General features: G+C 29.7%; 11 protein-coding genes. 6 read left to right on the top strand and 5 right to left on the bottom strand.

All coding sequences use genetic code 11. The annotated features are described in order from the left end of the window. Nucleotides 1–372 precede the first annotated feature (372 nt). Both HMPREF9709_RS07870 and HMPREF9709_RS07865 read left to right on the top strand, forming a co-directional pair. Nucleotides 373–1,035, top strand: a complete 663-nt coding sequence (locus HMPREF9709_RS07870) for a DUF421 domain-containing protein (RefSeq protein ID WP_005399080.1) — start codon at nucleotides 373–375, stop codon at nucleotides 1,033–1,035. Next, entirely contained in the window at nucleotides 1,028–1,306 is a 279-nt protein-coding gene (locus HMPREF9709_RS07865; protein WP_005399079.1) for a leucine-rich repeat protein, read from the top strand. Before HMPREF9709_RS07870 ends, HMPREF9709_RS07865 begins: the two co-directional genes overlap by 8 nt. 74 nt (nucleotides 1,307–1,380) lie before the next feature. Here the strand turns inward: HMPREF9709_RS07865 and HMPREF9709_RS07860 are convergent, their stop codons facing one another. Together HMPREF9709_RS07860 and HMPREF9709_RS07855 are read right to left on the bottom strand one after the other, a co-directional pair. After that, nucleotides 1,381–3,918, bottom strand: coding sequence for an ABC transporter permease (locus tag HMPREF9709_RS07860; protein WP_005399078.1), 2,538 nt, complete (start codon nucleotides 3,916–3,918; stop codon nucleotides 1,381–1,383). Beyond that, the gene (locus HMPREF9709_RS07855; protein ID WP_005399077.1) at nucleotides 3,918–4,598 is read right to left on the bottom strand and encodes an ABC transporter ATP-binding protein; all 681 of its coding nucleotides are present in this window, start codon (nucleotides 4,596–4,598) and stop codon (nucleotides 3,918–3,920) included. The genes HMPREF9709_RS07860 and HMPREF9709_RS07855 overlap by 1 nt, the downstream gene beginning before the upstream one ends. A gap of 181 nt (nucleotides 4,599–4,779) precedes the next feature. Here HMPREF9709_RS07855 and HMPREF9709_RS07850 point away from each other — a divergent pair, with 181 nt between their 5' ends. Together HMPREF9709_RS07850 and HMPREF9709_RS07845 are read left to right on the top strand one after the other, a co-directional pair. Next, nucleotides 4,780–5,322, top strand: coding sequence for a phosphatase PAP2 family protein (locus HMPREF9709_RS07850; RefSeq protein WP_005399076.1), 543 nt, complete (start codon nucleotides 4,780–4,782; stop codon nucleotides 5,320–5,322). A gap of 76 nt (nucleotides 5,323–5,398) precedes the next feature. After that, on the top strand, nucleotides 5,399–5,911 hold the full coding sequence (locus HMPREF9709_RS07845; RefSeq protein ID WP_005399075.1) for a DNA-deoxyinosine glycosylase: 513 nt from the start codon (nucleotides 5,399–5,401) through the stop codon (nucleotides 5,909–5,911). Here the strand turns inward: HMPREF9709_RS07845 and HMPREF9709_RS09705 are convergent. Then, nucleotides 5,903–6,265, bottom strand: a complete 363-nt coding sequence (locus HMPREF9709_RS09705) for a helix-turn-helix domain-containing protein (RefSeq protein ID WP_005399074.1) — start codon at nucleotides 6,263–6,265, stop codon at nucleotides 5,903–5,905. The two genes, HMPREF9709_RS07845 and HMPREF9709_RS09705, sit on opposite strands and share 9 nt — an antisense overlap. A gap of 513 nt (nucleotides 6,266–6,778) precedes the next feature. On the opposite strand from HMPREF9709_RS09705, the gene HMPREF9709_RS09700 reads away from it, so the two are divergent. Next, nucleotides 6,779–7,576, top strand: coding sequence for a hypothetical protein (locus tag HMPREF9709_RS09700; protein ID WP_005399073.1), 798 nt, complete (start codon nucleotides 6,779–6,781; stop codon nucleotides 7,574–7,576). Between the two features lie 57 nt (nucleotides 7,577–7,633). Here the strand turns inward: HMPREF9709_RS09700 and HMPREF9709_RS07830 are convergent, their stop codons facing one another. Both HMPREF9709_RS07830 and HMPREF9709_RS07825 read right to left on the bottom strand, forming a co-directional pair. Continuing rightward, nucleotides 7,634–8,905, bottom strand: coding sequence for an NAD(P)H-dependent oxidoreductase (locus HMPREF9709_RS07830; protein ID WP_005399072.1), 1,272 nt, complete (start codon nucleotides 8,903–8,905; stop codon nucleotides 7,634–7,636). A gap of 14 nt (nucleotides 8,906–8,919) precedes the next feature. Beyond that, nucleotides 8,920–9,531: an NADPH-dependent FMN reductase gene (locus tag HMPREF9709_RS07825; protein WP_005399071.1), complete on the bottom strand. Its 612-nt coding sequence runs from the start codon at nucleotides 9,529–9,531 to the stop codon at nucleotides 8,920–8,922. Nucleotides 9,532–10,002: 471 nt separating this feature from the next. Between HMPREF9709_RS07825 and HMPREF9709_RS10165 the strand changes: the two genes are divergently transcribed. Further along, entirely contained in the window at nucleotides 10,003–14,547 is a 4,545-nt protein-coding gene (locus HMPREF9709_RS10165) for an EndoS/ChiA family endoglycosidase (RefSeq protein ID WP_005399070.1), read from the top strand. The last annotated feature ends 148 nt before the right edge of the window (nucleotides 14,548–14,695 follow it).

The raw sequence follows: 14,695 nt of genomic DNA, 5'->3' as shown, positions 1-14,695 counted from the left end.
ATATAGTTTGAGAATGATGTAATTTCATATTGGTATCAATAAATGATTTTACATAACATGTTTTGTTAATTATATCATACTAAGTAAAATCGTAACTGCATTTCAATATGATTCTATTGTTTGAGAATGATGTAATCCCATATTGGTATTAGTAAATTTAATTATCTCTTAAAATATCTACAACTATAATTGAAATAGAATAAAATAATATCTCTAAATAATTCTATTTAAAATAAACATATAATAAAAATACAAACTCATGTCTAAGATTTTATTATTTCGTTTCTTATATTCTTATAATCTAATATTATATCAATCCTTTTTCTGGGTATAAATTAGCTAAATAAACTTTAATCTTTTAGGAGAATTTCTATGTTTCAGAGTATTTTAATAAAATTAATCATCGGATATTTAGCGTTATTAGTAGTTGTAAGGATAGTAGGGAAGAAGTCTTTATCTAAGATGACACCACTTGATTTGGCTTATACTATTGTTTTGGGCGGAATACTAGAAGAAGCTATTTATGAAGACAAAGTAGGAATTAAAGAGATTTTGTTTGCTTTATTTGTATGGGCCTTTGTTATTTATATTTTTGAAGTTATCATGAGCAATTCTCAGTTGTTAAGCCGTATTTTGCAGGGAAAACCGAGTGTGATCATTTTTGAGGGAAAGTTAGTTTATCCAACTATGAAGAGAAATAAAATTGAGATGCAACAACTTAGACAAATGCTTAGAAATCATGAATGTTTTTCTTTATATAACGCGAACACGCTGATTTTAGAGAATAGTGGAAATACTACTTTAATCAAAAAAGATGACGATGATAAAGAATTATCTTATTTATTAGTTGATGACAGTAAGATCAATCAAAATACACTAAAATCTATTCATTTAACGGAAGATGATTTGATGCATGAAATAAATAAATTAAATTTGAAATTGGAAGATTTAATTTATGTAGAATGGACAGCTGAGAATGGATATTATTTTATTAAAAGAGATGATATGATTCAACATAAAATAAATATTGAATAATTGTGATTTTTCATTTGCTTTTATTGGTGATGAAAATTTAAAAGAAATAGTATTAAATGAAGGGATAAAATACATTGGCGATTTAGCATTTGGACAAGTCGGAGCAAAAGAAATAAAATTGCCATCGACTTTGGAAAAAATAGGAGACTTAGGACCATTTGGTCAAAATATTTCAGGCTTCAAGGTAATTATTAGTAAAAAAACACCAGTACTAGAAGAAATAAAAAGTATAGCAGAAGCTCAAAAGTTTCAATTAGAGATAATAGATTAATATTAAAAAAAATAGTGTTAAGCAGCAGCACTCTCTCAAAGTGTCGTCTTTCTTAACACTATTTTTAATTTTTCTTAAACATTCTCATTCTTTATCGTTTCTACAATATTCAGCTTATCCACCTTGCTAACTGCAAAGCTCATAATCATATATAGAATTGAAAAGACTATAATGATTGAAAGTGCAATTGAAGTGATTGGTAAATAGTATTCGAATACTACATTGTTTTTAATAACGGTGTAGATTAGATAGGAGATTGCCAGTCCTATTGGTATTCCAAAGATTAATGATTTTAATCCTAAAAAGATGCTTTCTAGTTTAATCATGTTTTTGATGTCTTTATTGGTGATACCAATTGATCTAAGTGTTGCGAATTCTCTCTTTCTAAGTATCATATTGCTTGTAATCGTGTTGAATGTGCTTGTTAGAGCAATCAGTGAAATTACAATTATAAATCCATAACTGAAGATATTTAGTATAAATATTGCGTTATTTATACGTCTAATTAGTTCGGTGATGTTGTTGATATAGAATGTAGTGTCTTCACTTTCGACAAATTTTTCTATATTATCCTGTGTTTTTCTATCATCGTTTGATTGGATGAATAGTGAAAATCTGTCTATAAATACCTTTTTTGCATAATCTGATTCTCTTGCAAATATGTTAATTTCATAATTTGTATTATATTTTTGGAATCCCATTACCGGTTCATTAATTTCCGCTAATTTAATATTTACTTTTTCTTTTTTGAAGGTATCTAAACTTGAGTTTTCATCATTTTCACCGTAAAGTTCTTCTACTAAATTATCATTTAAGTGAATGTCAATATTTAAGTCTTTAAATGTCTTGAATTCAGTAGTTTTATTGTTTTCATCTTCCATTTTATGCTTATTTATTACTAGATGAGTATTTTCTTTTCCAAGATTATTTTCCTTAAGCAATTTATCAAAAGTAGCATCATCAAGCAGGTTTAGTCTTGCGTAAGTGCCTTCTTTTTCATAGCTACTTTGAATATTGTCGTCTAAATATTTGCTATCAATTAATACAGCCGTGCTTTTTGTCATTAGGGATTTTTCATCTTCTAACACTTCATTAACTATTTTTTTACTTATTTCAACATCTTTATCTAGTTGATTTTTGTTAGAAGAGAATGTTGTATGTTCAATATTGAAGTTTACACTGCCAAATTCGATATCTAAAGTTTTTCTTAAATAGGATGTGGCAGAGAAAAGTCCAATAAAGATGATTACGATCAGAGTAATGGAGATTGTAGTCGTCCTATATCTTTTCTTATCTCTCTTAAAGTTTTTGTGAGAAATTAGCCCTGAAACACCAAATAAGGATTCGATAAACTTAGGTGTTTTTATTTTTCTCTTTATTACTATATCTTTGGTTGAACGTATAGACTCTATTGCTGAGAATTTACGTACTCTTCTCGCTATTAGGAATAGTGAAATGAATATTGAAAGCATACTTGTGACTGCTGCAATAACTATTCCTAAAATGGAAATTGAAGATACGAATTTTATATCTTGAAGTATATCTTTAAGATATGTATTCATTACAACGATTAGTATTTTATTTACAATAATTCCTAATGCTATTCCTAGAATGATGCCGATAGAACCTAAAACAAATCCTTCGAAATAGATGTCTCGTTTTATTTGAGAATTTGAAGCGCCAAGGCTTTTTAATATGCCATATTGTTTTGTTTTTTCAACAATTGAAATGGAGAATGAATTTTTTATAACCACAATTGAAGTTAATAAAATGATTACAAGCAAAATTACTGAAAGTATATAAAGCATATTTACTATATCATCATCAGTCTCAAAGCCTTCAGTTTGCATCAACCTGTAGTTGATGACTAGGTTTGAAGTGTCATCACCGTAGTTTTCATGTAAATGTTCTTCAATATTTACATTACTCTTTATTCTGTAAAATATATTTTGTTTGGAATGTTGTACATTCTCACTATCCGGTAAAGTTATAGCGGAAACACCTGGATCTGTGTAATCTTCCATACCTCGATTAGCTCTTTTTATTATCCCAACTACGGTATATTCCTTTTTGAACTTTTCTTGTAGATGTTCCATCTCTGGAATGTATTCTGTGGCAGCTTCACCTTCTTTTGTAACCCTATCTGAAACGGCTAAATTCAATTTTTGACCTATAGCCAGATCAACTTTTGATACGGTTTTAATGTTTTCCCCAACTACAATTTCATTCGAATTTTCAGGAAATTTTCCTTTAATAATCTTAAGCTCATTTTTGGAAAAATTGTCCTTATCCATAGCGATAACTTTCAAATATGGTTTATAGTCCTCTTTGCTATTGATATTTGCATATCCTAGCTCATGATTTATAAAATAGGAATCAACATCTTTATTATTTTTTATTTTATCTACATAATCATTTCCGTTAATTATTTTAATATGATAATTCCCATTTTCTGAAATTATGGCATTACGCATGGTTGCTTTTAAGCTGGAAACCATTGTTGTGACGGTGACCATTAAGGCTACAGATAAAATTATCCCGATTGTGGTAATTATCGAGCGTCTTTTATTTATTTTTAGATTTTTTATTGTGAGTTCTCTAAGTAAATTCATTAATATCTCCTTGAATCACTGACTATCTTACCATCACTCATTTGTATTACCCTGTCAGCGGCATCGGCAACATTTGGATCGTGTGTTACTAAAATAATTGTTTGATTGTATTTTTCGTTATAGTCTTTTAGTAGTTTAATTATTTCTTGGCTATTTTTTGAGTCAAGATTACCGGTAGGCTCGTCAGCAAGCAATATGCTTGGTGTGTTTATCAATGCTCTACCAATTGAAGTCCTTTGTTGTTCACCACCCGACAATTGATTTGGCAAATTGTCACGTCGATGGCTTAATCCCAATATGTTTAACATGTTATTTAATTTTTCTTCATTTAATTTCTTGCCATCCAAACGATAAGGAATTTCAATATTCTCCTTAATGGTTAATGTTGGCAGTAAATTATAGAATTGATAAACAATTCCTACTTCTCTTCTTCTATAAATGGCTAAGTCATCCTCAGAAAAATTTGAAATATCTTTTCTATTTACAATAATTGTGCCGGCATCTTTATTGTCAACGCCACCAATAATATGTAACAACGTGGATTTTCCCGAACCTGATGCTCCCACTATAGCTACAAATTCACCTTTTTCTACTGAAAAACTTACATTATTAACAGCATATATTTTATTTTCGCCTTTTCCATAAGTTTTAACTAAATTTTTTACTTCTAATATTGGCATGTTTTACCTCTTTCTCTTAATAGATATTTTCCTCATCTTAAATATAACAAATAATAATTAAATAATAGTTAAAAAATTATTAAATAATAGCGAATTATCAAGATTTTCTAAAAATAATTACATTTTTTATGCATATTTTCATGATATAATTAAAATCAATTCGAGAAGAAAGGTAAAAATTATGCCAACAATAATTAACAAATTCGATTTTGCAATATTAAAATTTATACAAGAAAACTTCAAAAGTTCTTTTATGGATAAATTAATGGTGTTTTTTACTTCAATAGGTGATATGGCTGTTGTTTGGATTGCAATTTCAATCATCTTCCTATTGATTAAAAAAAGAAGAAATACAGGAATCAAGATAATACTAGGTCTTATAGTTGTGGCGATATTAGGCAATTTGATTTTCAAAAACATTTTTTCAAGACTACGACCATTCTGGGTGGATGAAACAATAAAAGTAATTATCACAAAACCTGTTGGCTACTCATTTCCATCAGGACACACATTCTCCTCATTTGCTGCAGCCACTATTATATTTTTAGACAATAAAAAGTTGGGGTACTTTTCATTTTTATTAGCCACATTGATTTCATTCTCAAGAGCATATTTATTTGTGCATTTTCCAACCGATATTTTTGTGGGAATGTTGCTCGGTGTGTTATTAGGAGTGATTATAAATAAACTATATGATCGATATGGTTTAAGATTAAACGAATAAAGGACCTTTCCTATTCATCTCCTAAAAATCATTTTATATTTTCCCTCTAAGGGTAAGTATATAAAAAGGAGGCGATATGAAAGGATTAACAAATACCTATAATACAATTATTCATCCATTAAAACCTCTGTTTGATAAGGATTCAAAAATTCTCATATTAGGATCATTTCCATCAATAAAAACTAGAGAATATGGATTTTTCTATGGTCATCCGCAAAATAGGTTTTGGCCGCTAATGGAAAATTTATTTAATGTAAAACTTTCGGAAGATATTGAGGAAAGAAGAGCATTCCTACTAAAACATAAAACTGCAATGTTTGATTCAATTTATCAATGTGATATTGTTGGTTCAAGTGACGCTAGCATTAAAAATGTCTTTCCATCACATTTAGAGGAAATTTTTGAAAAAGCAGATATAAAACAAGTCTTTTGTAATGGGACAACTTCCTTTAAATATTATAGAAAGTACCAAGAGAAGAAATTCGACATGAAAGCTATAAAATTACCTTCAACAAGTCCAGCAAATGCAAGGTATAGAATGGATGACTTGATAGAGGAATGGAAAGTAATTTTAACATATTTAACATAAAAAAATCCTGGGAAGATAGATATCTATTCCTAGGATTTTTATAGTCTTAAATTGTAATCTTAACTTTATCTCCGCCAACTTCATCGATTTCGACAAGTACAAATTTACCGTATCTTTTTTCTCTGGAATATTTTGCAACTTAACTGCCGGCTCCAATTCATCGTTTAACAAATAATCCGCACTCGTTTCCAATAATTTTGAAATCTTCGGAATTAAAGAAATATCCGGATAAGATGCCCCAATTTTCCATTTAGAAACCGCCTGAGAAGAGACCCCAAGCGCATCTGCCAAATCATTTTGTGTCATTGCCTTTTCTTTTCTTAGTTCTGCTATCTTTGCTCCTAAATTATACATACGCCATCCATAATATTTATTATAAAGTCATTGCGATTTCATTATTTATCTGTATTTTATAACATAAATTTTCAAAATGGAACATATTGAGGGTTGAAATAGATAAAATAATTCTACTGTGGGTTGGTTTTCGATACAACTGTAGGTTGAGGGGGAGGAATGGAACTGAATTTTAAAATTCAAGATTTAGTACCAAAAATTTATGGTCAAAATGGAACTAAATTTAAAAATTTAAAATATAGTACCAAAAATTTTAAGTGAAAATGGAACTAAATTTAATAAATGCTGTGTTAGTACCATATTTTCTCGTAAAGTAATGGTACTAAAATTAATTATTTAAAATTCAGTACCAAAATGGATTGAAAAATTTGGTACTAAAAATGATATTTTAAAAATAAGTTCCAATTGCAAACTACATTCAATATTTTCACTATAAAATTGTTAAATTGTCGTAACAATAATGACAGTGCAAAAAAAAAAATATGTCATAGTTATAGTAAAGGAGATTTTTATATGAATTTTAATGAATGCTTAAATTTAGAGATAAAAAAATGTTTAACTTTATTAAATGATGCTGAATCTATTAAACTAATAGATTCAAATGGGAAATTAATTATTACTAAAGAAAACAAAATGTATTATGTTATTAATAATGAAGAAGGTAAAGAGATTAGAAAATACATTCAAAAGAAAGATAAGAAGTTTTCTAAAGATTTAGCTACAAAATCTTATGTAAAAAAAGTAAGGAAAATATTAGAGCGAAAAATAAAAGTATTAAAGGATTTCAAAAAGAATTATGATGTGTTTGAGGTTGAAAAGTTTTATAATTCGTTGCCTGAAAATCGAAGAGAACTTTTGGATTCGGTTAAATTATCTTATCAACAATGTGTTAAAGAATGGAAAAATGCACCATATATTGGATTGAATTTGTACGATGAATCAAAAAAATACGTTACAAAAAATGGTGAACATGTGAGATCTAAGTCGGAGAAAATTATAGCGGATATACTTCATGATTATGGAAACGCATATAAATATGAATGTCCTGTTCATCTTAAAAATGGTATTTATTATCCAGATTTTACAATATTATGCCCATATACGTTAAAGGAAATCTATTGGGAACATAATGGATTAATGGATAATCCTCAATATTGTAACAATGCGATAAAGAAGATAAAAGAGTATGAAAATAATGGAATATTTAGAGGTGAGAACTTGATTGTTACGTTTGAATCCTCGGATAGTGTGTTGGATATAGAGTGGGTGGATAAGCTTATTCGAAAGTACATATTGTCTCCTTCGGTATAAAACAAAAAGCCGCCCGCAAAATTCCGCTTTGGAGAATTTTGCGGGCGGTCCCTCTTTCTAACTTTCTGAAGCCCCACTAGTGGCATCAGCATTTGTATTTTTATCTTCATCGGTAGCATTTTGTGAAGCTCCGCTAGTCGCATCAACTTCAGGAGCGACATCATTTCTACCTTGTGCTGAAGCTCCACTAGTGGCATCAGCTTTTGGTGAAGTGTTGGCATTTTTCTTAACTAGCTTTTGTCCTGTTTCCTTTAAGTACCAATCTAGCCAAGGCTTGAAATTAAACACAATCTCATTTATTCCAGCGTAGGAGCCATCTTCATAATACATTGCTTGATAGTTGTGTACATTTATAACATCTGGACCAGTGTTTGGTACGATTGTTCTAAAATAGTCTTCATTTCCAGCTCTTAGATTTGCAATAACATATGAAACGTTTTTGAAAGTTCTTTCTGGGTGAACTGTTCCTAATCTATTTCCTGATTGTGAAGGCACACGTGGAGCCATCATAGTATTGGCGTTTTGAGCATGGTTATAATATAAAAATTGATTGTTGTCGTCTGCAAAAGTCAATTCAAATGGAAGAGCACGCATAAATCTATCAATTTGATTTACGGTTAACACGCCATGGTCAAGTTTCACGTAATCGTCTCCGCTAGCTGCATTTGTAAGCTTTGCAACTTTTTCAACCCATTCCGGATCATCAGGATCTACTTCCTTGATTGTTGTAGAAATGGAACCCTCACAGAATAGGTCTTCTTCTGGTGTTGGAAGTGGTTTACGTAATGGCTTAACAACCTCAACAAATTTTACAAAATTTTCTAAACATGATTTTAGGAAACTAACAGTTTTTTCATTTTTAATATTTCCCATTTCATCGAAAGCCTCTTTTGCTTCGCCAAGTAAAAACTCATTTCCCGGAAGCACATAAGCATTCACACCAGGCGCATCCAGTATTTTACGTAAATCCAACTGAGCCCTTGAAGTACCTTGATCAAGATAGGATGCTCCAATTATCATTACTGGCTTATTTTCTAAAGGATGAAGTTTGAAAGATAGCCATTCTAAAGTGCTCTTTAGAGCAGCCGGAATGGTATGATTATGCTCTGGAGTTGAGATAATGACACCATCAGCGCGGATTAATTTATTATAAATATATTGCACGGGGAAACTATGAGATTGGTCGTCACTTTGATTAAACATTGGTACGTCCTTGATTTCAAGAATCTCCATTTCAAACATCTCGTTAAAGTTCTTTTGTACAAATTGTAATAATTTTCTATTGTATGATATTTCGGCATTTGAGCCAACGATTCCGATAATTTTCACAATAAGCTCTCCTTCTATTTAGACTTTTCCCAAGAAAAGTTTTTAGCTTCTTTTTCTGCTTTCTTCTTCGCTTCAACTAATTGTTCTGTAAAATCAATAAAAAGCAAGAAGTCATCAAAAATTTGCTCTAGACTTTTCACTTGTTTTTCATTTTTAATATTGCCATTCTCATCAAATGCTTCAAGTGAATGGCTCAAAAGAAATTCATTACCTGGCATGATTCGAGCTCTTACTTCTGGAGCGTTAAGAATGCGTGCCAACTGACTTTGAGCTCTTGATGTACCTAAAGTTCCATAAGAAGCGCCAGTTATTACCACCGGTTTATTTAGGAATGGATAGATTCCATAGGATAACCAAGCTATTGCATTCATCAAAACGGCAGGGGATGCATGATCGTATTCAGGTGTTGAAATAATAACCCCATCAGCTTCTTCTATTTTTCTGGCCATTTCTTTTGCTAAATTTGGAATCTTCATTTCTTTAGGTTTGTTAAACATAGGTAAATCTTTAATTTCCAATAATTCAATTTCTGCTTTGTCGTCAAAATGTTTCTGAATAAATTGAAGTAATTGTCTATTGGTTGATTTAATCGAATTTGTGCCAACTAAACCAATGATCTTTCTCATCGTCCATCCTCCTCTTGAATGTGATATTTTAATATTTCATAACTGTTAAATTAGTAAAATGCTAATTTACATTACATATATTATTATACCTGTTTATTGTGAAAATAATCTTTTTATAGAAAATACAAAAGAAAAATAATCATATACATTATTTATACGATGTTTATGAATAAATTTATTGAAATATTACAGAGGGTTTTGACACAAAAAACTAAGTTATTTTGTTATTTGTAGTTAAAATTTAATCAATGTTAATGTGTTCAAGAATATAATAATTATTAAAATATGAAAAATCATTGGAGTATGAAACAATTATGAAAATGTGCAAATATATGAAAATGCTTTCTGATAATTAGAACGATTTACCTTTAATTGTAAAATTAAATCTAAATCGACTATCCATTATACATTTGTCATATAACATGATAATATCTATTCGTAATAATCGATATATATATTTTAGGAGGAAAAATGAAGACGACAAAAAGGATAGTAAGCTTATTATTAGCATTTATTTTACTATTTAGTTCGATAAATTTAAGAGAAAATAAGGTTGAAGCTGCAAGTCCAACAGAAGTTGAAACTTCAACAACAAAAAGACCGTTGACTGAAAAATGGTTAGAAGAAAAAACACCAATAAATGGTGGTTATTACAGAGTGTGGAATGACAAAGCTTCTACAGATGTACCAAATTGGAAACATCCTGATACAAGAATGGGTGATATACCTAAAGAAGTAGATTTAGTTTTAGCATTCTATGATAATGAAATGGCAAGAATCCCTACAAATGTAATGAAGGAATATGTTGAAAAATTACATGGAAATGGACAAAAAGTGGTAGGATCAATCTTTGCACATATACTTTATGATGATATTTACTATAACTTAATTTTAAAAGATGATATAGAAAAAGAATTTAAGGAATATCTTTACTATAATTCTAGAAGTGAAAGAAACGTTTTAAGATTCCCAAATACAGATGAAGGTAATAAAAAAAGAGTTGAATTCATTTTGAAATACTATATGAACATGTATGGTTTTGATGGTATCGATATAGATATGGAAAAAACTTTTGATGAATTTCAACCTCATCAAGACCAATATGATAAAGTACTAGAATTACTTTCAAAAGAAATTGGTCCAAAAAGCGGAAATGAAAAAATCTTTATTTATGATACAACTTTTTCTGCTTTCCACCCTGCATTCGAAAAACACAAAGATAAGTTTGATTTAGTTTTAATCCAACTATATGGTAAAAATTCAGAATACCAAAATACAGAAGAATTTAAGAATAGTGCAGATTATAAAACATTATCAAAATATGAGGAAAATAAAGGTTTAACTTTATTTGAAACTTTTTCAAGTTTAATCCCAACTGAAAAGATAATGATTGGTTTTTCTTTCTATGAAGAAAACTCATATACTACTAGAATTTTAAATCCACCATTAATTGATAACAATAGATGGTATGATATACCTACTACAGAAGGTAAAGTTGAAAAAATTCAAAAATCAGATGGAAACTATGATAAAAAAGGGTTCTTTGAAGAAGGTGAATTTAAGGATTCTAGAGCTGCAAGATATGCTAGATGGCAACATCAATTTGGTTTGAAAGGTGGAGTATTTAGCTACGCTGTTGATAGAGATGGGGTTGCTCATCCATCAAGAGAAGAAGCGCAAAGAATGTACGATGAATATAGCAAATATACTACAAATGGAAAAGATATTGATATTGAAGCATGGGTAAGAGCAAATAGACCTGGTAAGAGTGATTCTGATGACTTAAAATCTACTGACTATGCATATTCCAAACAGTTAAAAAATATTTTAGAAGAAAAGAACGAATATGAAATAATAGATAATACAGATTTTAAAGATGAAGCTTTAAGGAATCAAATCATTCAAAAAGTTAGCAAATATAAAGGTAATATTGGAAGATTTAATGGTGATTTAGTTTTAGATGATCCTGAAATTAAAGATTTAACTGGATTAAATAAATTAAAAAATATTAAAAGTTTAACATTAAAAGGATTAGTGAATCTTGAAGTTTTAGATTTATCTAATATGAACTTAGAAAAATTAAACATTGAAAATCCAGAACAAATGACTAAATTAACAAAAGTTGATTTATCTAATAATAGATTGGATTTAAGCAAAGATACAGAAAATAGAAAAATTCTTGATGCATTACACAAAAATATCATGCAAACACAAAAGAAAGATGATAAGTCAGTATTTGCATTTGAAGAACAAGATATTTTAGGATATTATCCAGAAAAGCTTGCTCCAGATACAGTTAAACTTGAAATTCATCCAGAAGCAAACTATGATCTTAATGCATTATTGACACAAACTGTAACTGCACAAGGTACAGATATTTCTGATGAATCAAAGTTACATGCATTAAAGAATGAAGAAGTGTTTGGCAGAAAGTATATTAAATCAAATGTAAATTTTGAAGACATTAAGAAAAACTATGAAGGTTTTACATTTAAAATAAGAAATTCGATAAGTGAAGTAATTCCTGGAAATGAAGTAAGCAGAGTTAAAGAAGAAACTTACTTTATTGAAATTTTACAAAATGGTGTAAAAAAATATGATGCTAAAGTTATAATTGGTAAAGAAAAACAATTATTAGAGAATTTAGCGTTAAATGCTGCGGTTAAACTATCTAGTGAAAAACAACATGCAATATTTGATGGTGACCTAACTAAATCAGCATTATTAGCTTGGAGTGCTCCTATATCTTATGTATTTGATATTGGTGAGAATTCAGAAGTTTCAATGATAAGATTGTATAATTCATCATTTGTGAATAAGACTGGATCAGGTCCAGATAATGATTTAGAAACTGTGAAATTTGAAGTTATAGATCCTAAAATTGAGATAACAAAACAAAATGAATATAACGAATTAAAGAAAGAATCAAATTGGAAAACAGTTCACACTATGTCAATTGCTAAAGATGTTTATCAAGTGGAAATTGACCCAACTCAAGGAAGATATTGGAGAATAAAAGTTGAAACAGTTAGAGGCGGTGGGGTTAAATTCCCAACAGCAACTGAACTTCAACTTCTAGGATCACGTGTTGAACCAAGCCAAAAAGAAGAAATCAAAGATAAATACGAAGTTAAATCAGAACCTATCACAAAAGATTTTGGGCAAGCAACAACACAAGAAGACATCGAAAAAGCGATCAAAATTGAAAACTATAAGGAAGAAACTTCATATACAATTGAAGTTGAAGAAAATACACTTCCAACTGGCAAAGAATCAGGCGACTTCACGGTAAAAGCAACTGTGAAATATCCTGATAATTCAACAACTACAGTTGAAGTAAGTGTAAAAGTAAATGAAAAAGTTGAATTAAATTATGAAGCACTAAATAAAGCTATTTCAAAAGCTGAAGAAGCTAAAAAAGAAGAAATCTACATTAACAATAGAGTAAAAGCTAAAGAAAATTATGATAAAGTGCTAGATGAAGCTAGAGCATTAGTTGACAAAGCTAAAGATCAAGAAGAAATTTCAGCAATGACTGAAAAGCTTGAAAAAGCACTAAAAGATTTAGAACAAGCATTCTCACTAATCTATAAGACAAGATTTGTAGCATATTCAGAAGTTAAAAAGCCAGAATATACATTGAAAATTAATGAAAGAAAGACCATTCAAGAAGGTAAGGATGGTAGTGTTTCAGAAAGTGGCGAAGTAACTGCTAGCCAAGATGAAATTGTTGTTATTGGAAATGTATCTCAAGGTGAAGAAGTTTCAAATCCATTACCACAAGTTATCGAAGAAGATGCAAACATTCCTGCTGGTACAACTGAAATGGTTAAAGGTGAAGATAGAATTACTAGAAATGATATTGTCTACAAAGTGGACGAAAAGACAGGTAATTTATTGGAACCAAGTGTTAAGGAAGTTGTGGTTAAAGAAGGTAAAGCGCCAGTTGTGAAATTGGGTACTGCTGAAATTACAATGTTTGATTATGTTAGAGAAGTTGAACCTAATGAAATCATTGTAAAATTGGATAAAAATCTAGAACTTGGAAAACAAAATGTAGAACAAGGTCAAGTTGGTATCAAGGAAAATCGTTATATCATTACTATAAAAGATGGTGAGGAAGATACTAGAGAACTTGATAAAGACTACAAGACAGTGACAATTCAAGAAAGAAAAGATACTGTAATTACAATTGGTGTGTCTACAAAGGTTCAAGATGAAAAGATTGCACAACTTGAAAATCTTAATAAAGAATTAGAAGATAAATTAACTGAATTAGAAAAGAATGGCGCATCTAAAGAAGAAGTTAATGAATTGAAAGATAGAATCAATGGTTTAGAAGGTCAGCTTGAATTATTGCTTGAAGAATCAGATGAAACAGTGAAAATGCTTGAAGAAAGCATTGCTAAGTTAGAGTCTGAAGTAAAATTAGATAAAGAAGAAATCAATAAATTACATGAAAAAATTGTTTCTTTTGAAAATGAAGTGAAAGAAAATCAAGCTAAGATTGAGGCTCTGACAAAGACTATTGAAGAGTTAGAAAAGAAAGAAAAAGAAGTAAAACATGGTTGGGAAAAAGTTGGAGATAAATGGACATTCTTCGATAAAGGCGTACAAGCTAAGTCAGAATGGAAATGGATCAACAACACTTGGAAATTCTTCAACTATAAAGGTGAATCAATCAACCAATTCTTCAAGGAAAATGGCATGATTTGGCTATCTTTAGAAGGCTCAAATGCAAGATATCATAAAGGTTGGTGGACAAATCCGGAAAATGGATATAGATACTTCTTTAGAAAAACATCTGGAACAATGGTAAAAGGAAAACAATTTGTTGATGGAAACTGGAGATTCTTTAGAGTTGGCTCAGGTACACTTGCTTATGGATGGCAATTTATTGACGGTGCTTGGACTTATTTCAGAAAAGGAACTGGTACTAGAGTTTCAGGTAGACAATGGATTGATGGAAGATGGTACAAATTTACTAATGAAGGTAAATTAATTGGCAAAAAATAAAGTTTAGCTTAAATTCCAACTAAATAATGAAAAATGGCTCGCTAAAATGTCTATACATGGAGGTGAGTCATTTTTTTGCTTTTAAGGTTCGCTAAAATTTTAGGACCACTCCGACAAAAATTAAAGATAATGTTATATAAGTAAAACT

The sequence above is a fragment of the Helcococcus kunzii ATCC 51366 genome, from assembly GCF_000245755.1.
GTDB classification, from domain to species: Bacteria; Bacillota; Clostridia; order Tissierellales; family Peptoniphilaceae; genus Helcococcus; species Helcococcus kunzii.
Note: the sequence above shows the minus strand (reverse complement) of the source record. Positions and strands in the feature narration are given on the sequence as shown.

What these genes read in the sequence shown, in the direction of transcription:
- HMPREF9709_RS10165 (WP_005399070.1), top strand. Translation starts at nt 10,003, where the DNA reads ATGAAGACGACAAAAAGGATAGTAAGCTTATTATTAGCATTTATTTTA.
- HMPREF9709_RS07850 (WP_005399076.1), top strand. Translation starts at nt 4,780, where the DNA reads ATGCCAACAATAATTAACAAATTCGATTTTGCAATATTAAAATTTATA.
- HMPREF9709_RS09700 (WP_005399073.1), top strand. Translation starts at nt 6,779, where the DNA reads ATGAATTTTAATGAATGCTTAAATTTAGAGATAAAAAAATGTTTAACT.
- HMPREF9709_RS07845 (WP_005399075.1), top strand. Translation starts at nt 5,399, where the DNA reads ATGAAAGGATTAACAAATACCTATAATACAATTATTCATCCATTAAAA.
- HMPREF9709_RS09705 (WP_005399074.1), bottom strand. Translation starts at nt 6,265, where the DNA reads ATGTATAATTTAGGAGCAAAGATAGCAGAACTAAGAAAAGAAAAGGCA.
- HMPREF9709_RS07855 (WP_005399077.1), bottom strand. Translation starts at nt 4,598, where the DNA reads ATGCCAATATTAGAAGTAAAAAATTTAGTTAAAACTTATGGAAAAGGC.
- HMPREF9709_RS07860 (WP_005399078.1), bottom strand. Translation starts at nt 3,918, where the DNA reads ATGAATTTACTTAGAGAACTCACAATAAAAAATCTAAAAATAAATAAA.
- HMPREF9709_RS07870 (WP_005399080.1), top strand. Translation starts at nt 373, where the DNA reads ATGTTTCAGAGTATTTTAATAAAATTAATCATCGGATATTTAGCGTTA.
- HMPREF9709_RS07825 (WP_005399071.1), bottom strand. Translation starts at nt 9,531, where the DNA reads ATGAGAAAGATCATTGGTTTAGTTGGCACAAATTCGATTAAATCAACC.